General features: G+C 58.5%; 17 protein-coding genes. 10 read left to right on the forward strand and 7 right to left on the reverse strand.

Annotated elements, in window-relative coordinates:
* Positions 1–518: 518 nt before the first annotated feature.
* Both Q7U76_07320 and Q7U76_07325 read left to right on the forward strand, forming a co-directional pair.
* A complete protein-coding gene (locus tag Q7U76_07320; protein ID MDO8356182.1) occupies positions 519–1,850 on the forward strand; it encodes a cyclic 2,3-diphosphoglycerate synthase in 1,332 nt (443 codons plus the stop codon).
* A 49-nt stretch (positions 1,851–1,899) separates the two neighbouring features.
* A complete protein-coding gene (locus Q7U76_07325; protein MDO8356183.1) occupies positions 1,900–2,139 on the forward strand; it encodes a hypothetical protein in 240 nt (79 codons plus the stop codon).
* Between the two features lie 282 nt (positions 2,140–2,421).
* On the opposite strand, the gene Q7U76_07330 is transcribed toward Q7U76_07325, so the two are convergent.
* From Q7U76_07330 to Q7U76_07340, 3 genes are all read right to left on the reverse strand, one after another.
* Complete coding sequence (locus Q7U76_07330) at positions 2,422–3,150, reverse strand: ABC transporter substrate-binding protein (GenBank protein ID MDO8356184.1); 729 nt, start codon at positions 3,148–3,150, stop codon at positions 2,422–2,424.
* 6 nt (positions 3,151–3,156) lie between these two features.
* On the reverse strand, positions 3,157–3,357 hold the full coding sequence (locus tag Q7U76_07335) for a dodecin family protein (GenBank protein MDO8356185.1): 201 nt from the start codon (positions 3,355–3,357) through the stop codon (positions 3,157–3,159).
* A 323-nt stretch (positions 3,358–3,680) separates the two neighbouring features.
* The gene (locus Q7U76_07340; protein ID MDO8356186.1) at positions 3,681–4,034 is read right to left on the reverse strand and encodes a VOC family protein; all 354 of its coding nucleotides are present in this window, start codon (positions 4,032–4,034) and stop codon (positions 3,681–3,683) included.
* 461 nt (positions 4,035–4,495) lie between these two features.
* On the opposite strand from Q7U76_07340, the gene Q7U76_07345 reads away from it, so the two are divergent.
* The 7 genes from Q7U76_07345 to Q7U76_07375 all read left to right on the forward strand — a co-directional run bounded on the left by Q7U76_07345 (position 4,496) and on the right by Q7U76_07375 (position 14,493).
* Entirely contained in the window at positions 4,496–5,083 is a 588-nt protein-coding gene (locus Q7U76_07345) for an NAD(P)H-dependent oxidoreductase (protein ID MDO8356187.1), read from the forward strand.
* A 266-nt stretch (positions 5,084–5,349) separates the two neighbouring features.
* Entirely contained in the window at positions 5,350–5,997 is a 648-nt protein-coding gene (locus tag Q7U76_07350) for a DUF2238 domain-containing protein (protein ID MDO8356188.1), read from the forward strand.
* Between the two features lies 1 nt (position 5,998).
* A complete protein-coding gene (locus Q7U76_07355) occupies positions 5,999–6,643 on the forward strand; it encodes a DUF2238 domain-containing protein (protein MDO8356189.1) in 645 nt (214 codons plus the stop codon).
* A gap of 220 nt (positions 6,644–6,863) precedes the next feature.
* On the forward strand, positions 6,864–8,042 hold the full coding sequence (locus Q7U76_07360) for an efflux RND transporter periplasmic adaptor subunit (GenBank protein ID MDO8356190.1): 1,179 nt from the start codon (positions 6,864–6,866) through the stop codon (positions 8,040–8,042).
* The gene (locus tag Q7U76_07365; GenBank protein MDO8356191.1) at positions 8,039–11,170 is read left to right on the forward strand and encodes a CusA/CzcA family heavy metal efflux RND transporter; all 3,132 of its coding nucleotides are present in this window, start codon (positions 8,039–8,041) and stop codon (positions 11,168–11,170) included. Before Q7U76_07360 ends, Q7U76_07365 begins: the two co-directional genes overlap by 4 nt.
* Before the next feature lie 469 nt (positions 11,171–11,639).
* A complete protein-coding gene (locus Q7U76_07370; GenBank protein MDO8356192.1) occupies positions 11,640–12,821 on the forward strand; it encodes a M20 family metallopeptidase in 1,182 nt (393 codons plus the stop codon).
* Between the two features lie 19 nt (positions 12,822–12,840).
* Positions 12,841–14,493, forward strand: a complete 1,653-nt coding sequence (locus tag Q7U76_07375) for a GNAT family N-acetyltransferase (GenBank protein ID MDO8356193.1) — start codon at positions 12,841–12,843, stop codon at positions 14,491–14,493.
* A 331-nt stretch (positions 14,494–14,824) separates the two neighbouring features.
* Here the strand turns inward: Q7U76_07375 and Q7U76_07380 are convergent, their stop codons facing one another.
* The 4 genes from Q7U76_07380 to Q7U76_07395 all read right to left on the reverse strand — a co-directional run bounded on the left by Q7U76_07380 (position 14,825) and on the right by Q7U76_07395 (position 17,875).
* Entirely contained in the window at positions 14,825–15,706 is an 882-nt protein-coding gene (locus Q7U76_07380; GenBank protein MDO8356194.1) for a phosphorylase, read from the reverse strand.
* Positions 15,707–15,955: 249 nt separating this feature from the next.
* The gene (locus Q7U76_07385; protein ID MDO8356195.1) at positions 15,956–16,195 is read right to left on the reverse strand and encodes a hypothetical protein; all 240 of its coding nucleotides are present in this window, start codon (positions 16,193–16,195) and stop codon (positions 15,956–15,958) included.
* 66 nt (positions 16,196–16,261) lie between these two features.
* Positions 16,262–16,702, reverse strand: coding sequence for a hypothetical protein (locus tag Q7U76_07390; protein MDO8356196.1), 441 nt, complete (start codon positions 16,700–16,702; stop codon positions 16,262–16,264).
* A gap of 216 nt (positions 16,703–16,918) precedes the next feature.
* A complete protein-coding gene (locus Q7U76_07395; GenBank protein ID MDO8356197.1) occupies positions 16,919–17,875 on the reverse strand; it encodes a tetratricopeptide repeat protein in 957 nt (318 codons plus the stop codon).
* A gap of 905 nt (positions 17,876–18,780) precedes the next feature.
* On the opposite strand from Q7U76_07395, the gene Q7U76_07400 reads away from it, so the two are divergent.
* Positions 18,781–22,287, forward strand: a complete 3,507-nt coding sequence (locus Q7U76_07400; GenBank protein MDO8356198.1) for a hypothetical protein — start codon at positions 18,781–18,783, stop codon at positions 22,285–22,287.
* Positions 22,288–22,327: the final 40 nt, after the last annotated feature.

Below are 22,327 nucleotides of genomic sequence, written 5' to 3' on the forward strand. Positions count from 1 at the left end.
CTTCTCCCGCATGCTGATCATGCTCCGTAAGCGCATATAGCGCAGCCCTAATATTTTGGCACTACCGTTGATACCTGCATAGGGCGAGCCAGGAAAGGGTCGTCGGGGAATAGGGCCGTACTCTGTGTTTTGCTGGTGGAATCAAGTGGATAGGTGCATCCGCCTGGCCGGTGGGCACGAAGAAAATCCGAAAGGGGCAACGCGCTACATTTTCGAGGATGCAGGTTGCGGTAAATGGCTACAGTGAGAGGAAATGGAGGCTGACGATCTTCTGTGCTCGCGCAACGCGCGCCCTGAGAAGGGCCTCGTTGGACGCGCGCAGTGGAAGATCAATCAGCCCCCATCCCTGAAGAGGGCACGAGCGAGCTTGGAAGGATCATATATACGGCAGGTGCTCGTCCGATGCGCGCAGTGGGGGACCAAGTAGGGCACCTTCCCGTGAAGGAGGCACCACTGTTGCTTTGTTATCTGGGGGAGTTCCGGCTCGACGAGGGTTTTGGTTGAGGGAGAATATGGTTATGCCTGTCACGACGGTGCTGATTATGGGAGCGGCCGGCCGCGATTTTCATAATTTCAACGTGGTGTTTCGCGACCGTCCTGAGTATCGAGTCGTCGCCTTCACCGCGGCGCAGATTCCCAACATTGCAGGGCGTTGCTATCCTCCTGAGCTGGCAGGCTCCTTATATCCTGAGGGCATCCCGATTCATCCCGAGGGGGAACTTGAGTCTCTGATCGCGATCCATAAGGTCGATGAGGTTATTTTTGCCTACAGCGATATCTCCCACGGCGATGTCATGCATCAGGCCTCGCGGGTATTGGCTGCGGGGGCGGACTTCAGCTTGTTGGGCGGGCGCCGCACCATGGTCCCGGCGAAGAAGCCCGTTGTGTCGGTCTGCGCCGTCAGGACCGGAGCAGGCAAGAGTCCGGCGACTCGCAAGATTGCATCACTGCTGCGTGAGGAAGGGCTCCGCGTTGCGGTCATCCGGCATCCGATGCCCTACGGGGATTTGGCCAAACAAGCGGTCCAGCGCTTTGCCTGTCTCGAAGATCTTCGTATTGCCGACTGTACGATCGAGGAGATGGAGGAATACGAGCCGCATATTCGGGAAGGGCACGTGGTCTTTGCGGGCGTGGATTATGAGCGCATCCTGCGGGAGGCAGAACGAGAAGCCGATGTGCTCCTGTGGGACGGCGGCAATAACGATGTTCCATTTTTCGTGTCAGACCTGGAGATTGTCCTGGTCGATCCACACCGGGCCGGTCATGAGCGGATTTATTTCCCGGGCGAGGTCAACCTCCTCCGTGCCGATGTCCTGGTCCTCACCAAGATGGATACGGCCAGTCCGGAGCAGGTTCACGAGGTGCGGGCGAACATCCGGCAGCTCAATCCGAAGGCGGTGGTCCTTGAGACGGCGATGCCGGTCACCGTCGATCGTCCCCATCTGATCAAGGGGAAACGGGTGCTCGTCATCGAGGATGGTCCGACGCTCACCCACGGAGGCATGAGCTTCGGCGCTGGTGTTCTCGCCGCAAAGCAGCAAGGGGCCAGTGAGTTAGTCGACCCCAGACCCTATGCCGTCGGGACGATCCAACAGATCTTCGCCCAGTACCCCCATATCGGCAACCTGCTTCCAGCCATGGGCTACGGTGCAACGCAGGTCCGGGAGTTGGAGGACACGATCGATCGGGTTCCGTGCGATGTCGTCCTGATTGCGACCCCGGTTGACTTAGGCCGAATCATCTCTATTAAACAGCCGACATGCCGGGTGACATATTGTCTTGAAGAACAGGGGATACCGGGCTTCAGGGATGTGTTGGCAGGCGTGATCAGCCAAGCTAGAAACGGATGAATCCTATTCACGACGGCTGTCTCTCATATAGGCAAGGAAGGAGAACACCATGAAAGGATCAGTGGCCACAAGAACGAAACAAGCCAGGCAACGAGCGCTCGATTGCTGCCATCGTTGCGGCGGGTTAATGGTGTCGGAATTTGCGCTTGAGACCAGAGGAGTGGAATGGCACTGTGTGACGTGCGGTGACCGGGTTGATCAGGTGATTCTGTCTCGCCGTCAACAGCAGGAAGCGCGACAAGAAACCGAACCGGTTTTTGCCGGTTCAGACCACGCTCGGTTGAATTAGCCCGCGATATTCAGGTTACTGCTGGTAGGCTTAAAGCAACCGACACCACGTTTGCGAAGTTTGTTAGAGAAAGCGTCAGCGGCGGAGATCGTAAAAATCTGAGCGGGGGCGGGTCAGAGAGCTCTGTGTCTATTATGGAGGTCTTGGAGGAGCGTTAGGCTTCCCACCCGTCGGCGGGCCTGCTCACCACCCCTGCGCTCGACCTCGATTCCCTTGAATGCTCCTCTCACCGAGGCCTTCGCTCACATATTAAAATAACCGTATTTCGTGAGAGGTCAATGGTCAGGTTGCGAGGCCGTGGGGTCCTACTGTGAGAGCCGTCTTCTTTTTCTTATCCTCGCCGACGGTGCGCTCACGCAGCCGGCGGACGAGCTCCAGGTAGGAGTCTGAGCGGATGATCTTGTCGAACTGGCTGCGGTAATTCTTCACGAGGCTGACTCCGTCCGCGATGATGTCGTAGGCATGCCAGGTTCCGTCTTTCACATGCAGACGGTAATCCATCGGGATTTCGACTTTGCTCGACTGCAGTTCGGTCCGGACCTCCGCATAGTTTCCCTCGATCCGTTCGGAGAGATAGTGTACTTGTTCCCCCGAATAGCCTTCGATCTTTTCGGCATAGCGGTCGGACAGAAAGCTTTTGAAGAGTTCGACGAACTCGGTTCGCTCAACGGCCGTGAGTGGAGTCCAGTTGGCGGCGAGCGCTCGCTTCGACATTTCCGTGTAGTCGAAGTGGGACGCGATGACTTCCTCCAGCATACGCCTGCGCGGGATGCGCTTGGCCGGATCTTTGAGACTCTCGTCTTCGAGGATGCGGAAGACTTCAGAAGTCGTCGCACGGACCACTTCAGTTGGGGACTCTGTGTGCTGGCCCGACGCGCCGAACGCAACGGTGACGCTCAGGGCGGCAAGAAACAGAGCAAGGGCGAACGCTCCCCTCCGCGCGGTCCGACGTTCCGAAAACCTCGAACGTCGAACCCTGAACCCTCCCCCGTCTCGCTCGGCTATCCTCATCACTCGTTAATCCAGTACGAACGTGACTTTCAGGTCCACGCGATACAAGGCGACCTTGCCATTGTCGATCACCACATGTTGCTCCTTCACCCACGCGGATTTGATGCCGTGGACGGTCTTGGCTGCCAGGGTGATCCCGTTCTGAATGGCATCTTCGAAACTCTTCGGCGATTCGACACTCAACTCGATGATTTTCGCGACGGACATGGGATTCCTCCTTTGTTATTGCGCACGCGAGCGCGGTTCAGACCGACGTTGTCACTTTTCAGTATGTAGCTCAAAGGCTCAGCCCTAAACTCACGGAGGAGCAAGCGACATGCCGCCAGGCTGTGGCAAGACCCTATTGAAAGAATGGTGGCAGTGCTTGGGGTTACGGTGCGGGAATGAAGATGAGAGCGGCGGTCCGACCCCGATCTCCGGGCAAAGTGCCTCAAACCTCAGAATTCCACTGCTGCAAAGCGCGACAGGGGTAAGGGCTGCCTCACGGGACATACGACGAGTATGTCTCGTTGTGGGTGCTTTTCGGGTGCTCACGTGTGCCGCTTGTGGATCGTGATGTGGTTGTTGTCCTGATCCTCGATCACCGCCATGCGGCAGACAGGCGTGTCGAACGCTTCTGTGACGAACGCCACGGCCCGCTCTTTCATCTTGTGGAGAAACGCATCGAGGTCTGACACCTCAAACGCCACCACCGCTCCTCTTGCTCCCGGAGTATGGCCCATCTCCGTTGTGGTGATGGCGAAGGTCGAACCGCCAAGGTCATATTCGACCCACACATCTTGGTAGTGGTAGCTCGCATGCAAGCCGAGCACATGTTCATAGAAGGCTCTCGCCCGTTCCATGTTCGAGACCGGATAGACAGTGAAGGCTATGGATGTGATCATTGCGTCTCCTTACAACCTCATTCTCTCTGAGGTTTCGACGGGGTTCGAACTCACCGCAAAATCCCGTTTGTTGCTGGACCACTAGCCCAAGACGATCGAGGATCGTCTTAGGCCCCGCTGCGAAAGTGAGGTCTCAGACTTCGAGCAAAGACGTCGGCATGGCACACATCAACCTTTCTGCAAGGTGAGATGCATCAGCTGTGCCGCCTGTAGAGTGGAAAGTTCGTCTTGTGCTCAGAGGCTGGGAAAGGGAATGAATATCACAGAGACAATTGATAGGGACACGACCGTAGCGTTTTGCGGCAGGGCCTTCGGGAGGTCTGAGGTATTTGTCTGCAGTATCAGGATGGGGGAGCCTGGGGTTGGGTACGTGTTGAGCGCGCTATGGCTTGAATCGTGAGACACGTCGCATCGCGGCATCGCTGTTGCGTCTGCTAGAGCAGGAGAAGGAAGACCCTCTCATGGCGAAACATATCACGATCATTCAAGGCCATCCCGACGCGCAGCATCGCCATTTCTGTCATGCGCTGGCGGATGAGTATGCGAAGGGTGCGGAAGACGGCGGGCATGATGTCCAGTGCATCGAAGTAGCCGCCTTGGACTTTCCCTTCCTGCGAACGAAGGAGGACTTTGAGAAGGGAACACCGCCGGAGGCCATCAGGCAAGCTCAGGACGCGATCAAGTGGGCGGACCATCTCGTCATCATCTATCCCCTCTGGCTTGGGTCGATGCCCGCGTTGCTCAAAGCGTTTCTCGAGCAGGTGTTGCGCCCGGGCTTTGCGTTTGAATATCAGAGGTCCGGCGGGATGGCGAAGAAGCTGCTCACCGGCAAGTCCGCAAGAATTGTGGTGACGATGGGCATGCCGGCCTTCGTCTACCGATGGATTTTCTTTGCCCACAGCCTCAAGAGCCTCCGACGCAACACGCTCTGGTTCTGCGGTATCGGGCCGATCCGATCGACGATCATCGGCTCCATCGAAGGGATGAATGAGAAGCAGCGGTTGGGATGGCTGGATGAGATGAGGGGACTGGGGGAGGCGGGGAAATAGACGGGTGGCGAAGGGTGGGCAGCTTCGGGAGCGACATCATGCGATGCTGTCGGCGCACGCTGTCCTCCATGCGTATTGATTCTAACCTTGCGCGATGTCGTCCACCTTCGTGCCCATCCCTTCCACCCGCCGTATGTTGGCGAGGGGGGATAGCGAGCAAGCAACGATTCACCCGAGGCGCTCGCTGCTTGAACGAGAGGTCTTTCCCTTGTACAGTGAAGGGGTCGTTTGCACCGCTTGAATCTCACAAGACATCGGGAGGCACTGTGACGGTTCAGAACAAGTTCTTGTTATGGGGCCTGCTTGCCTGGTATCTCGCGCTGTCGGGTTGGACAGCCTACCGTCCGGTGGATCCAGAATTCTGGGCTATCGCCAGCATCCTCCCGGCATTGCTGGTGGCGGGGCTGGTCGCCATGCACCGGTGGATGCCTTTGTCGACGGCCTCGTATGTCTTGATCACCCTCTTTCTGAGCCTCCATACTGTTGGTGTTCATTACACCTATGCGCAGGTGCCGCTTGGCACATGGCTGGATCAGTCATGGCATTTCGGGCGCAATCACTTCGATCGTGTCGTGCACTTTAGTTTTGGCTTTCTCCTGGCCTATCCGATGGAGGAGGCATTTCGGCTCCTGGCTCACGCGCGAGGCTGGCTGCTCTACTATCTGCCAGTCATGACCGTCTTGGGGTTGAGCGGCCTCTGGGAAATCGTCGAGTTCTGGGTGGCGGATACGGTGCATCCGGAGCTGGGTATGGCCTATCTCGGTTCTCAGGGGGATGTGTGGGATGCCCAGAAAGATATCGCCGCTGCGTTCTATGGCGCGTTGCTCTGCGTGATACTGCTCATGATCGTGCGCAGCCTGCGGAGGCCTCACGCCGCGCTCCAGCCTCAGGACGTCGCGTTCGAATCAGCCTGACATGAGAGCGGGAGTCATGGACAGGAGCGGGGCGCGAGAGGGAAGCCAACGCCTGCTGCTGGGACTGCTACTGCTCTATGGGTTGTTCTGGACCTGGTTGGCCATCGCGCCGTTCGATCGTCGAGATTGGTTGCTGGAAAATCTCCTCTCCTTGACGCTCGTCGCCGTCTTAGTCCTGACCCACCAGCGGTTCCAGTTTTCCGTGACTTCCTACTGTCTCATCGGTCTGTTCCTGACGCTCCACGCCATCGGCGCGCACTATACCTATGCCGAGGTGCCGTTCGGATTTTGGCTCAAAGACCTCTTCAGCTTGAGTCGCAACCCGTTCGATCGCATTGCACATTTTTCATACGGTCTCCTGTTGCTGTATCCCCTTCGTGAACTTCTGATACGCCTGGCCGGGGTACGGGGATTGTGGTCCTCGTATCTATCCGTCAGCGGTATCCTGGCCCAGAGCGGTTTCTTTGAAGTGGCGGAAGCGGTGGTGGCGAGCATTGTGAGCCCGGAACTAGGGAATACCTATCTCGGAACCCAAGGAGATGAGTGGGATGCGCAGAAGGACATGGCGGCGGCATTGGCCGGCGCGCTGCTCACGACATGTGTCACGTTCGTGATGTCCGCGTTTCCTGTCCGGGATCGTTCATGAGCCATATCGCCTCGCACGAGGCGATCGGCAATCCGGTCCTGTCCGTCTGTCCCCGCTGTCGCATTTCACCACGGTCCTTCATCGGCAACGTGGCAAAAGGCTCCTAGGGCGTCTGCCCTTCCCCCGTCTTCTCCTGCAGAATCACAAGTTTTCCGTGGCATACCTCATGCTGGTTATATAAAGGGGTTGTATAACCATGTGGCCAGGAGCTTCTGGAAAGATGCTGAACAATCTCGTCAACTGCGTGTTCCTCGTTTCATTAGCCTTAGCCGGGTTCATGTCCTGCGAGAGAACGCCCGACCCGGTGTCTGAGGCCAATAAGGCCGCTGTGGCTGAGAGGCCTGGAGTGCTTCGTCTCACGCCCGAAGAACTCGGGCGGACGGCCATTGAGGTCGTGCCGGTTGCCCGCGGGCAGGTGCTGGTGCCTCGGGAGTTTCCCGCCACCGTGCAGTCCAATGAAAATGAGTTGGCCGAGGTCACCACGCTCATCAGAGGCCGGGTGGTCAAGGTCTATGTGGATGTCGGTCAAGATGTGAAAAAAGATACCTTGCTGGCGATGCTCCACAGTACGGATCTCGGCTTGGCGGAGGGAGCCTACTTGAAGGCAGTGGCAAGACTGCATGAAGCAGAATTGGCGCACGAGCGCGCCAGGGATCTGCATGAACACAAGGCCGTGAGCCTGGCCGAGCTGCAGCGCCGCGAAGCCGAAATGAAAACGGCGCGGGCTGAGGCCCGCGAAACGCAGAATCGCCTCGAGCTGCTCGGCGTACCTAGGCGGGAAATCGAGCGGTTGAACCGTGAGCATACGATTAAGGCCGACGTGCCGTTGCGCGCGCCCTTCGACGGTCGGGTCATTATGCGCAATATCACCAGGGGCGAGGTCGTTGAGACGAACCAGAAATTCTTCACCGTGGCAGACCTGTCGGAGGTGTGGGTGGTCGGCAACGTGCCGGAGAAGGACGTGCAGTATATCCGCAAGGAGCAGAGGGTCGATGTCATCGTATCCGCCTATCCCCATCCCATCTTTCCGGGAACGATTACCTACATCAGCGATGTGATCGATGCTGCCACCCGCACGATGCGTCTGCGGGTCACGGTGCCGAATCCCGATCGACTGCTGAAACCGGAAATGTTCGCCACCGTCCGTGTCTATGCGGCGCCGATCCCGGATGCTTTGACTGTGCCGCTTGCGGCAGTCCAAAACGGACCGGTTGGGAAAATACTCTTTGTCCAAAAAGAGGCGAACGAATTCGAAGTGCGGACGGTCAAGTTGGGAAGCGAGCAGGGAGAGGTTGTGACGGTGCTGGAGGGGGTGAGCGCCGGCGAGCAGGTTGTGACCAAGGGATCGTTCGTCCTCAAGTCTGAAATGGAACGGCACAAGATCGAGCCGGCGCTATGATCTCTTCTCTGCTGGAATTCTCGCTGCGGCAACGGATCCTGGTTCTGGGCCTGGCCTGTCTGTTGTCCGTCGCCGGCGTATTCGCGTTTCGTGCCATTCCGATCGACGCCTATCCCGACGTGACGAACATCCAGGTGCAGGTGCTGACCGATGCGCCGGGTCTGTCGCCGGTCGAAGTCGAACGATTCATCACCTATCCGCTCGAACTCCAGATGACCGGCCTGCCGGGCTTGGCGGAGATTCGATCCCTGTCCAAATTCGCCCTCTCTCAGATCACGGTCGTGTTCAACGACGACGTCGACATCTACTTCGCCCGCCAGTTGGTCCTCGAACGGATCATGGCGGCGAAAGAACGCTTGCCGGAGGGGCTCGATCCTGTGATGGCTCCCGTGAGTACCGGGCTCGGCGAGGTCTATCAATATTATGTGGAAGGACCGCATGCGGCGGCGGCCGATTCCGCGGTCGTCGAGACCGAGCTGACGGATCAGCGCACGCTGCAGGACTGGGTCCTGCGCCCGCTGCTCAAGAGCGTGCCGGGCGTGATCGATGTGAACGGCATGGGCGGGTTCGTGAAGCAGTATCAAGTCCTGGTCGATCCGGCGAAGCTCCGTAAATTCGACCTGACGCTCCACGATATTTACGGGGCGGTGGCGAAGAACAATGCCAACGCCGGCGGCAACGTGCTGGAGCGCCATGCGGAACGTGCGATCGTCCGTGGGCTGGGCCTGATCAAGACCGTGAGCGATGTCGAATCCATCATCGTCAAAGAATCCGGCGGCACGCCGGTGTTCGTCCGCGATGTCGCGGAGGTCCGCATCGGCCACGCCGTCCGCCATGGGGCCGTGGTGCTCAACGGCGAACGGGAGGTCGTAGCCGGCACCGTGCTCATGATTCGCGGAGGCAATGCGCGGCAGGTGGTCGAAGCGGTCAAGAGCAAGGTGGACGATCTGCAGCAGAGTCACATCCTCCCCGCAGGCACGAAGCTCCTGCCTTTCTATGACCGCATCGAGTTGGTCACGGCGGCGATCGATACGGTGCGGGATGCCCTGATCGAAGGGATCGTGCTGGTGGTCTTCGTCTTCTTTTTCTTCCTGGGCCACGTTCGTAGCGCCCTCGTCGTGACGGTCTCGCTCATCGTGACCCCCCTGATCACATTCATCGTGATGCAGCGGCTGGGGCTCTCGGCCAATTTGATGACGCTCGGCGGGCTCGCCATCGCGATCGGTGAAATCGCGGACGGGTCGTTGGTCGTCGTGGAAAACGTCTATCGGCATCTCGCGCAGAATAACAGCGCGGCGGGGAGAAGCAAGCTTGACGTCATCCTTCACGCGACGAAAGAAGTAGGCAGGCCGATCCTCTTCGGCATTCTGATCATCAGCGTCGTGTTTCTCCCCCTCATGACGCTCCAGGGTATGGAAGGGAAGATGTTCGCGCCGCTGGCCTATACGCTGGTCATCGCGCTTCTGGTTTCGGTCGTCGTCACGCTGACTCTGTCGCCGGTCCTCGCATCGCTGCTCTTGCGCGGAAACCATCCGGAGGAAACGCGCCTCACGTTCTGGATGAAACAGCGCTATGTGCCGGTACTGCAATGGACGCTCCGGCATCGCAGCCGCGTACTGACCGGCTCGACGGCGATCGTGCTCTGCAGCCTCGCGCTGGTTCCGCTCGTGGGGAGAGAGTTCATCCCTCTACTGGAGGAAGGAGCCCTGACGCCCCAGATTGTGCGGCTGCCGAGCGTCTCGCTGCCGGAGTCCATCGAGATGGAGAAGCGCACACATAAGGCGATGCTGGAGTTTCCCGAAGTGCGGATGGCCGTGAGCAGGATCGGGCGGCCGGACATCGCCTTTGGGCCGGAAGAGCCGAACGAGAGCGATCCGATCGTGACCCTGACCGATCGGAGCACATGGAAGACGGCATCCACGCAGGCGCAATTGACCGATGCCATCCGGAAAAAGTTGGCGGAGATCCCGGGCATTTCGGTCCTCATGAGCCAGCCGATTCAAGAACGGGTGGACGAACTCATCTCCGGCATCAGGACCGAATGTGCGATCAAGCTCTTCGGGGAGGATCTCGACGTCCTGCACGACAAGGCGGCGGAGATCGCCGCCTTGATGCAGCAGATCGAGGGCGTTAAAGACATTAAAGTCGAGCAGATTGCCGGTCAGCCCTATCTGACGGTCGACATCGACCGGCAGAAGATCGCTCGCTTCGGTATCAACGTGGCAGACGTGCAGGAGATCATCACCACCGCCATCGGCGGCAAGGCGGCGACCTACGTGTACGAAGGCGAACGGCGGTTTCAATTGACGCTTCGGTTCCCGGAACTGCAGCGCAACAGCATCGGCACCATCGGAGAGATTCGGGTGAAGTCGGCGTCCGGTGCGCTGATCCCGATGAGCGAACTCGCCACGATCGAAATGCGCGAAGGCCCAGCCCGCATCAGCCGTGAGCAGGTCCATCGCCGCATTTACATCGGTTTCAACGTCGTGGGACGCGACATCGGCGGCGTTGTGGATGAAGGGCGCAAGAGACTCGCGGCCCAGGTGCGCCTTCCTGAGGGGTACCACGTCACGTGGGGCGGGGTCTTCGAGAACATGGAGCGGGCGAACGCGCGGCTTTTACTTGTGGTGCCGGTCACGCTGGGGCTCGTCTTCTTTCTGCTCTTCTGGGCCTTTCACTCGCTCCGCTACGCGACGTTGATCATTATGAATCTCCCCTTTGCCTTGATCGGGGGCTTCGTGTCTCTCTGGTTGAGCGGGCAATACCTGAGCGTGCCGGCTTCCATCGGCTTTATCGAACTATTCGGTTTGGCGGTCGGGAACGGGATTGTGCTGGTGTCCTATATCAATCAGTTGCGAAACGAAGGCATGCAAATGGACCAGGCGATCGTCAAGGGGTGCGTCCTCCGTCTACGCCCGGTCGTCATGACGATGATGACGACGCTGCTGGGTCTCCTGCCGCTGGCGCTCGCGCAAGGAATCGGGGCCGAAGTCCAGCGGCCGCTCGCGACGGTCGTGATCGGCGGTCTCTTCACTTCGACCGCGCTCACGCTGGTGGTGTTGCCTGCCTTGTATCGATGGTTCGCAGAAAAAGAAGCGGGGAAAGAGCATGCGCCGGAGTGGGTGTGAGGGGAGGGTGGCCTGGTCGTCCTCCGACTCGCAGAACGTGCCCGCTCGGAAGGTGCTCGTTCGATGCGCGCAGGAGCCGCCAGGTCAGCCTGCTTTTAGGAACGGGAGACGAGCGAGCGGAGGAGCGCGATCCCGCTGCGGAAAGTGCCGTCTCTTCTGTGCTACCATGGGTTTGTTCTTTTCAGATCGCCGGTCTGGCCGGACCCGGCGAAAGGTATACCGACAGGCCGTCGTACGTTCATTGCCGAGTAGGCTGTGGGAAACCAATTCGGCACAGCAGGTCTTAGACCTTTGATGGCCTACACGTCTTGGACAAGAGGAGAACACTCCCGCAGGATGCTCAAAAAGGCCGTCCAGCAAGGCCGCAGCGAGTGAAGGCCCGAGGCGTACCCTTGGGGGTGCGTTGAGGGTCTGAACGATGTGAGAACGCCGCTGGCGGTTTTTTTCAGCATCCTGCAAGGTCATAATCATGCCGTTGATTCCTGAGCCGCTAAAACACCGCCTCGTTCAGCTTCGCCGCGTGCTCCATGAGTACCCGGAACTCAGCGGGCAGGAAGTGAATACCGCTGCCGTCATCTGCAAATTTCTCGATGGTCTGGCCATCAGGTATCGGGCTCAGGTTGCTGGGCACGGAGTTGTCGCCGATATTCCAGGACGCGCCGGAGTCCCTTGCGTCGTCTTGCGTGCCGATACGGACGCGCTGCCGATTCAGGAAGACACCGGCCTGGATTTCGCGTCGGTCCATGACGGCGTCATGCATGCCTGCGGCCACGATGGGCACACGACGATGTTGCTGGGCGCGGCGGCGCTCCTCTCCGAGGAGAAAGACCTGCCGGCTCCCGTGCGATTGATTTTTCAGCCGGCAGAGGAAAAAGGCACCGGTGCGCTAGCTATGATCAAGGCCGGGGCGCTGGATGGCGCGGGCATGATCTTCGGCGGCCACCTCGATCGCCACTATCACCCGGGGGCCATCGTCGTGTCCGAGGGCGCCGTCAATGCGTCATCGGATAATTTCTCGATTGAGATCATCGGACAGGGCGCGCACGGAGCCCGCCCCCATGAAAGCATCGACGCCGTCGTGGTCGGGAGCCTTATGATCATGGCGCTGCAAACGATCGTCTCGCGCGAAGTCGATCCGGCCCGCCCGTCGGTTGTGTCTGTCGGTCAGTTCCATGCGGGGACTGCGCCGAACGTCATCGCGGGACAGGCCAGACTGGACGGCACCGTTCGGGCGCAGGATCCCGCAGTGCGGCAACAGCTTCTTTCCTCCATCCGCCGCATTGCCGAATCAATCGGCCAGCTGCACGGAGCCAAGACCAAGGTCACCGTGAATGAGGGCACGCCGCCGTTGATCAATACGCCGGAAATGGTAAGCCTGGCGCGCCGCGCGGCAATCGCAGCGGTGGGGGAGGCCAACGTGTTGCCGCTCAAGACGGCCAACATGGGCGCGGAGGATTTCAGCTACTACATGGAAAGCGTTCCGGGAGCTTATGTCCGGTTCGGAAGTCAGGTTCCCGGCAAGGAAGGTTTTCCCGCGCATTCCAGCAAGTTCGACTTCGACGAAGAGGCCTTGGCCGTCGGCGCGGCCTACTACCAGGCCATTGCCAAGATTGCCGGCCAGCGACTCAGCGAGCAAACGTCCCGTTCCTGACCTAGCGTACAGGGCTGTCATGATTCGGATCAGAGAAGCCCGCGAAGAAGATGTCGGCCAGATCCGCGAGATCTTTCTCGCCGTGTACGGCGCCGACTATCCCCATCATGAGGTCTACGACGAACTCTGGTTGAAGCGCTCCGTCTTCACCGACGACGCGCTGATTCTCGTCGCCGAAGATACAGATGCGGGACGGGTGATCGGCACCGCCTCAGTGCTTTTCGACTTCGGGGCCCATTCCGACCTCGTCGGAGAGTTCGGCCGTCTCGCCGTCCATCCAGACTACCGCCGGTTACAGGTCGGCAAGCTGCTCATGGACAAGCGGCTCGAAGCCATTCAGAACCGCTTGCACGTCGGGCTGGTCGTCGCGCGCACCGTACATCCCTATGCCCAGCGGATCAGCCTCGCGCACGGCTTCATCCCCACCGGTTTTCTGCCGCTGAAGCATTTCTTCCATCACCGCGAGAGCTTTGCCCTGCTGGCCCGGTATTTCGGCGATGCGCTGGCCTTGCGCCGCAACAATCCGCGGATCATTCCCGAGGCCTACGCCTTGGCTAATCTCGTGATGAACCACCCGCCGCTCACGCCGGATTTCATCGTCGACGAAGATTCCGCGCCGTATCCAGCCGGCGGAGACTACACCATCGAACAGCTGCAAGCCGAAGGCTATCCGGCCTTGCTGCGCATTGAGCGAGGGCGGGTCCGCAACCGGGAAATCTTCGGCCCCATGCGGCTGGATTATGGATTCTTCAAACTCCATGCACGGCAAACCAGTTACTTTCTGGCCCGCTCCGGTAGCCATATCGTCGGGGCTGTCGGCTACACGATGGATCCAGTCGAGCACACCGTCCGCGTATTCGAGTTGATCGCCCTGGCCGACGACGTCGTGCGATTTCTTCTCTCCGAGCTGGAGCGGAAGTGTCGGGAGGAGATGGGGATTGAGTACATCGAGATCGATGTCAGCGCCTATGCGCCACGAATGCAGCGCACGCTCTTGGAGCTGAACTTTCTCCCGGTCGCCTACGTGCCTGCCATGGTGTTTTATCAAGTGGAACGGTTGGACATCGTGAAGATGGTGCGGCTGAACAAGTTGCAAGATCTTGGGCCGCTCGCACTGACCGAGCCGGTCCAGGCCGTTGCCGACGTCGTGATGCGCGGCTTTTCCACCTGCATCATTGCCCCACGCATGGCACAGGCGATCAAGGAGATCCCGTTGTTTCATGGGATGAACACGGAACAGACGACTAGGCTCGCCGGAACCTGCATGGTGCGGGAAGTGCGGGCCGGCGAACGCCTCTTCGTCGAGCACGATCCGGCCGACCGTCTCTACATCCTGCTGCAAGGACAAGTCGCCATCAGTTGCGGAACCCCTCCGGTCACGATCGGGACCGTCCGCACCGGGGAAACCTGCGGCGAGGTCTCGCTCCTCTCGGCCAGGCCCCATTCCGCCGCAGCTACGGCTGAGGGCCATGTGGAGGTGGCCGAACTACTCCAGCGCGACCTGGCGGACCTCATCCGCCGTCGCCCAGACATCGGGGTCATCATCTACCGCAATCTGGCGGTCGGACTGGGCGACAAGCTCCTGCGCTCCGGCAATTCGCGCCGAGACCAAGGTCTGGCCGAGTCTGAAGTGCTCCACCTGGCATCGGAAGCCGCCCCGGCGAAACAGTAGCCACTGGATCAACTCGACTCTTTCGCCTGAAGAAAAGAGCCTATAGCATATGGCTCATAGCATGTCTGTAGGACAAACACAGAGTTGCCTTTGTTCGTGCTATTAGCCATTCGCCATCAGCTCTTGAGTTCCAGCCATCAGCTCCGCTGATCAGCTGGGCGTACCTCTTGGTTGGGGACTTCCGGCACCGGCTGAGGCGTGTGTGGGGGGTGACGCGGAATGCAGCCGGAGAGGAGAGCGGCCACGACGACCGATGCGACAACGAGAGCCGGTACAGGACGCATCATCTTTCTCCTCCGGCGTTAACGCTTCACGTATCACGAACGCCGCTTCACGGCTCCCGTGGCAGCGCCACCCGTTGAAGGGCGGTCATGGGACCCTGTTCCCGCAGCATCGCAAGCTGCGCCGCGTCTTTCACCAGCAAGGCTCCGGCGAAGCCCAGCGCATTGATCGAAATCCCCTCGAAATACTCTTCCGACCGGGGTACCAACAACAGCCACCGCCGGGTGACGAGCAGGTTATAGGGAACCGAAGGCGCCTCGATGGACAGGCCTACGGAGCGGAGCAGCGAGTGGTAGCAGTCGAGCAACGACGAGGCGCCATCACTCCGTTGGTCGATCCATGTCGGATCCATCGGCGCATAGGCATGTAAGAACGGCAAGCCTGGCACCAGGCCGGTAGTGCCGGCAATTTTCACGGCATGCAACAGCGGCTCGATCGGCAGTCGGGCTTCCGGTAAAGCGGACAACGGAATCAGCTGCAGATGTTTGTGACGCTGACTGGCCCCGGCTGCCGGTCCGGCGTTGTAGAAGCCCAGTCCGTCGATCTCGGCGAGGCAAGCCAGCAGCGCCGCACAATCCTCACGGGTGAGCAGGGCCTCTTGCAGCTCGAACGAGCGGGTGACGATGACGAGGTGGTGATCGACCACGTTGAACTTGTTCAGCAAGGCGACATGAGTGGGAGAGACATCCGTCACGAACAAGTCGGGGTCGTAGGGCAGGAAGGGGTCGTTGTTTGACTTCGCAGCAATAGTGAGCGCTTTCATCGCGAGGGCCGTTATGACTCGCACTTGGAACTCTACTCCGCTCTGTTCGATCATCTCCGGTTCCGTGGGGATAGAGAGGATGGCTTTTCGCTCACGGGCATGGGCCGTTCGTTCGAGCAGGGAGGGCCAAAGGGTGCCGGGCCTGAGAAGGTGTTCGTGCTGATTCATAGGTAGGAAGAAGCGTACGGCAAGGGACAGGCGAAAAGCGAGATCAGTCACTGTTTGCGGTAACAGATCATCACCAATTATGAATTGCTCGGCCGGTCCAGCCGTTGTCCAGCCAACCAGATTTACACCTTGCCAAGTGTTGTCGAAGGAAGGGTGAACCGTCAGCCTCCTCCATTCGCGCAATACGGGCGCAAGATCAATTGGGTTGTTCTCTCGCTGGTGGCCGCTCTCGTTAACCCCCTTCACTGATCAGGATTGGACGTGACGGTTCGCCGATTCCTTATTCTGCTCCGGCAGTCGGATCATGTAGCGATGATCCGCGCCGAACGTCACCAGCACCATACCCCGGCGGCTCAGCCGATCGACTTCGTTAAAGACCTGGCCCCAGGACAGGTCGGGGAGATGCTTCGTCAACGTATCCAGATCGCATCCATGCGTGCGCGTGACTTCGCCGAGAATGCGATTGGTCACGGGATTGTGTGAAGCCATGATCAGATCCTCCTCTTAGGTTTGAATCATCACGACAACCTTTGGCACCCTTCCTTGCCGCTATCGCTATCTTTCCGATCCGGGATAGACGATGCCGAATTCTTCGTCGGGCATCATCTGTCGCGAAAAGTCGGCCAACTCTTCGGCCGCATCGCCTCCCAGGCCATAGGCACGACTCGCCAGCATTGAGAGAAACACCCCCATCTCCCGCTTGGCGCCCCATCGATCACCCAGGCTGAGCGCCCCACGGATTCTGTCCAGTTCCCGTGCGTAGGGTGAAAAATCGTACGCGGGATATTTCTTTGTGAAGTACGTTGTCAGCCTGAATTGAAGCGTATCCAGCCAGATGACCGGCGGAGCGAGACGTTCAGTGGGCGTAACGGTAGCCGGCAGAACAGTCGGAGTTTCACCGGCCTGCACGGGATTCGGTGCAGTCACAGAGAAGGCAGAAGGCACCAGGAGCAGTGCCAAGAGGGGAAGGGCTGGTCGGTGGCCGACAGTTCCCATGGGGACCCTCGTTCCAAAGGATCCGCATCCGGCGGTGATGCGCTACGGTTTTGTATTCGGCGTAGGAGTGAAAGGGACTGCGGTGAGATCCGGCGCGCAGGATGACGGAGAGAGGCGTGCGGAAGAGACTGCAGCCACCGTCACTGGAACGTCATGAAATGATGCTACGCCCAGAGAGAGGCTCGGTCAAGCGTTCCCTCTGAGCCGGCGCGATGATTAGCGGGCGCCGTGTACGAAGATCTGACGGCTGCGATAGATCGACAGGGCTCGCTGTTCCGATTCCTCTGCCTCGGCACTCCGTCCCATCTTCCGGTAGAGGTCGGCCAGCAGAGACAACGCGGCCGCCTCAGTCGCGGCATCGCGCAAGGTTTGAGAGAGAAGAAGCGCACGTTTCCCCAATTCGATGCCTTCGGTCAGCCGATCATCCTCACCATCTAATTGAGCCAGCCGGAGCCGCAGCATCGCTTCGATCGTCATATTCCGTTCGACTTCAGCCAGATGAAGGCCCTCGTCGTAAAACAGGCGGGCCGCGTCAGCCCGATCCAACAGCCAGTGCGCGTTTCCCAGCGCCACGACCGCCGCAAGTTGCTGGCCGCGATCCTGACGGGTGCGCGCGTCTTGCCGCGCCTGCTGCAGCAACGACAGTCCTGGCTCGGTTACACCGTCACCGACATCGAGCAGGCCCAGCTGAACCAACGTGTCGTTCCATCCCTGTCGATCGTGGGCACGCTCGAACAGGGTGATCGCCTGGCTGAACGACATTCTAGCCTCGTCGAGGCGTCCAAGCCGTGCCGAGATGCGCCCCATGACCAACAGAGCCTGCGCATGAGCGGGCCGGTCGGAGGACCGGGCGAAAAGGGGAAGGGCTTCCTGGAGCGCCACGTAGGCCTCCTGGATCTTGCCTTGCCGTTCATACACCTGTGCGATTTTCACCAAGGCGGTTGCCACGCCGCGGGCCTGCTGGTGCTCCCGGAATGTTGACAACGCGAGCTGATAGTAGGTCAGCGTTTCAGGAAAGTGGTGCTGGTGGTCGTGGACCTCGCCGATGCGGAGCAATTCGTCGCCCGTGAGCGTTTTGGCCGTAGACACTTGTTGAACAGGCATCGAATGGGGCAGAGCCCAGGCAGGACTCTGCCTTAACAGTGGAACGAGCAGCAGAAGCCAGGTAGCCATCACGATGCAGACCTCTCGTGATCCGAAATCCCCGGCGAGATCCTACGCGTGCCGATGGTTCAGAGAAGAGTGCATCCCGCGCAGGATCAGCTAAAAGGATGCGCTTGCGGGAGGAGGAGGTCAAGAGAGACGAGGGTAGCCTGATGGTCTCCTGTGCTCGCGCAACGCGCGGCCTGAGAAGGCCCTCGTTGGACGCGCGCAGTGGGAGACTAATCGGGCCACCCTCTAGAAGAGGGCAACGAGCGAGCTCGGAAGGGAAAAGGGGCGGCCTGGTCGTCCTCCTGCTCGCGGAACAGAGGAGGGGATGGAGGCTGATGATCTTCTGTGCTCGCGCAACGCGCGGTCGCGGACTCCCCTCGTTGGACGCGCGCAATGGAGACCACACCAGCCGCCTCGCTTGATGCGGGAAAAGAGCAGGGAAATCGCTCGGTCTATGCGCGCAGTATGAGATAGATCCAGACCGCCCTTGAGGGGAGGTCCGGGCGAACTGAAAGGGAGCGTCTCATGCGGCAGTGCTTGGTTTGACGTGCATCAGTATAATGGACTAGGTTCCCTTGGAAAAGCAGAGTGTCTCCATTATTTCTTGGAGGGCGGATGTTTTTTGAGGCTGATGCGAACCAGATAGCGCAACTGGATAGTCTCCAGTTGGTTCAGCTGATGAAACGCTTGCTACTCGCAGAGTGTCGCCTGGTCGATATCCCGCTGCGACCGTACCGCTCCAAATTACTGTAGCGGACGGTGGTGAAGACGGTCGGGTGGATTGGAGTAGTGGGGTCGACTCAACAGACTTCTTCCCAACACGGTTTTGCGTTTTTCAGTCGAAGGCTCAAAATCTAACGGAAACTTTAATCTCGGCTGAAGTCTTCAAGAAGCCCAAGAAAGGGCCAGCGAGATTGAATGCAGCCGTGTCAGAAGCCCTCTCGCGGCAGGGTGCCTACATTGTCTTTTGCTCTCACAAGTTTGGGGGTCAGAAGATAGAGAGGCTCCGAAAGGCGATTGCATCGGCTATTCGCCGGGGGAAGAAAAATCCCTCCCGTGCAACCGCGATCGAAATTTATGACGCGAATCGTATCGCAGACTGGGTAAACACGCACCCGCCAGTTGCGCTTTGGCTTGCATCGCTCAAACGACAACGGTCGCTCGCTGGTTTTCTGTCGCATGAGGCATGGGGGCGCGAGGACGAGATCAGAAATATTCCCTGGATCGCCGATGAGAGCCCCCGCTTTTCGCCCAGCAACATCATCAATCCAGACGCAGAGTTCCATGGCGGGAACAGAACTGTGTGGACCTTCGAACAGGCTGCGGAAGCGGCATTAAGCTTTTTAGCAAGAGACCATGCTGCTTTGCGAATTGCAGGACCATCAGGGTTTGGCAAGTCACGCTTCGCCTTTGAAGTGTTTAATCGGCAGGCGACAGTGTCCGATGAGGTAGAGCGAACGGCTGTAATATACGCAGATCTTGGGATTGTTGGAGACGAGGTCGCCAAGCTTGCTCTCGAAATTGCTGATGCGGGCTCGTCGGCGATCTTAGTTGTGGACGATTGCCCTGACGAACTCCATACAAAGTTGGCAGCGATTGCGCGCCGTACTGGCTCCCGCTTACGCCTTGTGACAATAGATGTTGAGACAAAGGTGCAGGATACGTTGGTAATTCGCTTAGAACCGGCATCCGATGGGACCATCGGATCGATAGCACACGCGGTGGCATCAACGCTGAGCGACTCGGATTCGAGGTTCATTCAGGAGCTTGCAAAGGGGTTCCCGAAGATGGCGGTTCTTGCAGCCAGACAGGATGGTATAGGCGGAAAGGCGATACGTTCTGCTGAGCAAGTACTGGAACGGGTCGTCTGGGGGCGCCGCCAACGGGTCGAGGAGGCGCAAAGAGCTTTGGAGATCCTGAGTCTCTTTGAGTGGGTTGGACTTACCGGGCGAGTTGACGGAGAAGGTAAACTCATTGCGGAGAAGCTTGGGGGAATGACTCAAGATGCGCTTGTCGAACACAGCAAGTCTTTCTTCTCTCGAGGAGTTGTAGTGCAGCGTGGCGATTTTGTTCAGGTCGCACCCATACCGCTCGCAGCCTCCTTAGGTTCCACTCGGTTGTCGCTTCTTCCTGAACGCAGGCTTTTAGCTTTCTTTTTGGAAGCTCCAGACAGTCTGAAAACAAGTCTCCTTCGTCGCATGAAGTGGCTCGATACCTCTGCCGAAGCGAAGGCATTTGCGCGAAGCCTTCTTGCCGCTGACTGCTTGGGCAATCTTGCGATACTCAACACCGAATCCGGCGCCGAATGCCTAGATCATCTTGTTCATGTCGATCCTGATCTAGTGATGGTGACGATTCAAAGGGTGTTTGGGGGATTGGCCGATGATGAACTGCAACAAGTAAGAGCGGGAAGGCGTCACCTTGTCTGGGCACTAGAGAAGCTGGCTTTTCGAAAGGAAAGCTTTGACGGGGCGGCAATGCTGCTCCGTCGGCTTGCAGCTTCAGAGACAGAGGGAAACATTTCGAACAATGCGACTGGTCAGTTCAAACAGCTTTATCAGCTTTACCTGAGCGGCACTGAGGCGCCCCCTGAAGTGCGCCTTCTTGTGCTCGACGATGGGCTGCGATCATCCAGTCCGAAAGAGCGCGAAGTGTGCATCGATGCACTCGATAGGATGCTGGAAACTGGTCATTTCTATCGTGGTGGAGGTACGGAAGGGATCGGCAGCGGAGAGCGTCTGAAGGATTGGGCGCCGAGGACCTACAGCGAGATATCGGACTTCCTTCGGGCTGCGATCAAACGACTGACGGACATTGCGGTCGGCAGCGATCCGTTGGCTCCCAGAGCAAAGCAAATTCTCGGCTCTCGCATTCGCGGACTTATTGGGAAAATTCCACTGGAAGAGGTCAAGGCGTTCATCTCTCGCATAGTGTCACGATATGGGTTTTGGCCTGAGGCCGTACAGAAAGTGAATGAATGGTTGTATTTCAACCGGAAGGAGGCGCCTAAAGATCTTGGAGACACTGTCAGGGTGTATTTCGATGAGTTGCTCCCGAGAGACCCTGTCGACCTCGCCGTTCTCTATACGCATGCCTGGCAGGGGGACTTCTGCAATCCCGACGTAGACTACGAACGGGAGCAGGCTACATCTATTGACTTCGAGTATGCCACACGAAAGGCAACTGAGCTCGCGGAAATCATTGCAAACAATCCATCAATGAGCGACCGGGCACTCGAAAGGTTTGTCGTAAGCGACGGGAAGACAGTCTTCCCATTCGCCCGTCGGCTTGCGGAGTGTGCGCCTAGCATCACGAAACTTTTCGAGGCCGCGCTCGCTAAAACCGAGCAACGACAAGAGGCTCCTAATCTAGATCTTTTTCGTGGGCTTATAGCGGGCGCAGATAGTCGTGATACGAAAGCAGCACGTGACTGTATCCGCCTTGCACTAAATTCAGTGAAGCTCAAGCAGGATGCAGTTTCGATGATAGGTGCTGGCAAGCTGCAGTCCGATGACATTCAACTCGTCGTTTCACTTCTGCAATCAGGTGACGTCACCCCCTGGCAATGCGCGTCCCTTTCTTATGAGCAAAGGATGGAGCACCTTGATACGAAAGATATTCTTCCACTGCTGAGGGAGCTTTCTCAGCACGGTGCTGAAGGATTGTGGGCGGTATTAAATATCGTTTCCATGGTTTTGCGCGGGGGCAAAGAACTCACTAAACCTCTTGTCTCAAATTTACAGAATGTCCTTGTAGATCCGAGGCTATTCGACGGCATGGGGCGAAACGGAATGAGGGGACATGACTTAGAACGTATAGTCAGCCTTCTGGCCCAGCGCAACCTAATTGACCGGCAGTTCGCGCGAGCACTCGTGAGGCAGCTTCTTGGCATCTGTGCGCCAAGAATGACCGGGGTGTTTCATGACCTAGATGGGCCAGTTCGCAGTTCTCTTAAGGCTCTCATTAAACGGCATCCCCGAGAGGTATGGGCAGGTATCTCTAGGCTACTTCTGGAAAATGATTTCTTGATTCGTCATAGAGTCGAAGGTCTTGTGGGTATTGAGCATGATGATTGTCTAGGGCCTGGGTTTCTTTATACGATACCTGCAGATTTTTACCTGAAGTGGACACGCAAGGATCCGGCACGTCGCGCTTCCCTCGTGATGAAGTGGTTGCCTGTTGCAACAAAAAATGCGGATGGGTCTCTCGTGTGGCATTCAGCAATCGAGAGCTTTATTTCTGAATTTGGTGATCAAGAGAGAGTCCTTGCAGCGCTATCGAGTCGTCTCAGACCTCAATCATACTATGGCTCCCCGGCACCCTACCTTGATCCACTGGTCAACCTTCTGAAGTCGTGGGCCACACACCCTCGCCCAACGGTGCGGCAATGGGCTCGAGACAGGATTAACTGGATCAAAGCCCAGGTTCAGTAGCCAAGGTGACTGGAGCAGAGAAAAATGTCGGGAGTGTTTC

Source organism: Nitrospirota bacterium, assembly GCA_030645475.1.
Lineage (GTDB): Bacteria > Nitrospirota > Nitrospiria > Nitrospirales > Nitrospiraceae > Palsa-1315.

Excerpts from the sequence above, each read along its gene's own strand:
- Q7U76_07320 (MDO8356182.1), top strand. The coding sequence starts at position 519 with ATGCCTGTCACGACGGTGCTGATTATGGGAGCGGCCGGCCGCGATTTT.
- Q7U76_07325 (MDO8356183.1), top strand. The coding sequence starts at position 1,900 with ATGAAAGGATCAGTGGCCACAAGAACGAAACAAGCCAGGCAACGAGCG.
- Q7U76_07330 (MDO8356184.1), bottom strand. The coding sequence starts at position 3,150 with ATGAGGATAGCCGAGCGAGACGGGGGAGGGTTCAGGGTTCGACGTTCG.
- Q7U76_07335 (MDO8356185.1), bottom strand. The coding sequence starts at position 3,357 with ATGTCCGTCGCGAAAATCATCGAGTTGAGTGTCGAATCGCCGAAGAGT.
- Q7U76_07340 (MDO8356186.1), bottom strand. The coding sequence starts at position 4,034 with ATGATCACATCCATAGCCTTCACTGTCTATCCGGTCTCGAACATGGAA.
- Q7U76_07345 (MDO8356187.1), top strand. The coding sequence starts at position 4,496 with ATGGCGAAACATATCACGATCATTCAAGGCCATCCCGACGCGCAGCAT.
- Q7U76_07355 (MDO8356189.1), top strand. The coding sequence starts at position 5,999 with ATGAGAGCGGGAGTCATGGACAGGAGCGGGGCGCGAGAGGGAAGCCAA.
- Q7U76_07360 (MDO8356190.1), top strand. The coding sequence starts at position 6,864 with ATGCTGAACAATCTCGTCAACTGCGTGTTCCTCGTTTCATTAGCCTTA.
- Q7U76_07365 (MDO8356191.1), top strand. The coding sequence starts at position 8,039 with ATGATCTCTTCTCTGCTGGAATTCTCGCTGCGGCAACGGATCCTGGTT.
- Q7U76_07370 (MDO8356192.1), top strand. The coding sequence starts at position 11,640 with ATGCCGTTGATTCCTGAGCCGCTAAAACACCGCCTCGTTCAGCTTCGC.
- Q7U76_07375 (MDO8356193.1), top strand. The coding sequence starts at position 12,841 with ATGATTCGGATCAGAGAAGCCCGCGAAGAAGATGTCGGCCAGATCCGC.
- Q7U76_07380 (MDO8356194.1), bottom strand. The coding sequence starts at position 15,706 with ATGAATCAGCACGAACACCTTCTCAGGCCCGGCACCCTTTGGCCCTCC.
- Q7U76_07385 (MDO8356195.1), bottom strand. The coding sequence starts at position 16,195 with ATGGCTTCACACAATCCCGTGACCAATCGCATTCTCGGCGAAGTCACG.
- Q7U76_07390 (MDO8356196.1), bottom strand. The coding sequence starts at position 16,702 with ATGGGAACTGTCGGCCACCGACCAGCCCTTCCCCTCTTGGCACTGCTC.
- Q7U76_07395 (MDO8356197.1), bottom strand. The coding sequence starts at position 17,875 with ATGGCTACCTGGCTTCTGCTGCTCGTTCCACTGTTAAGGCAGAGTCCT.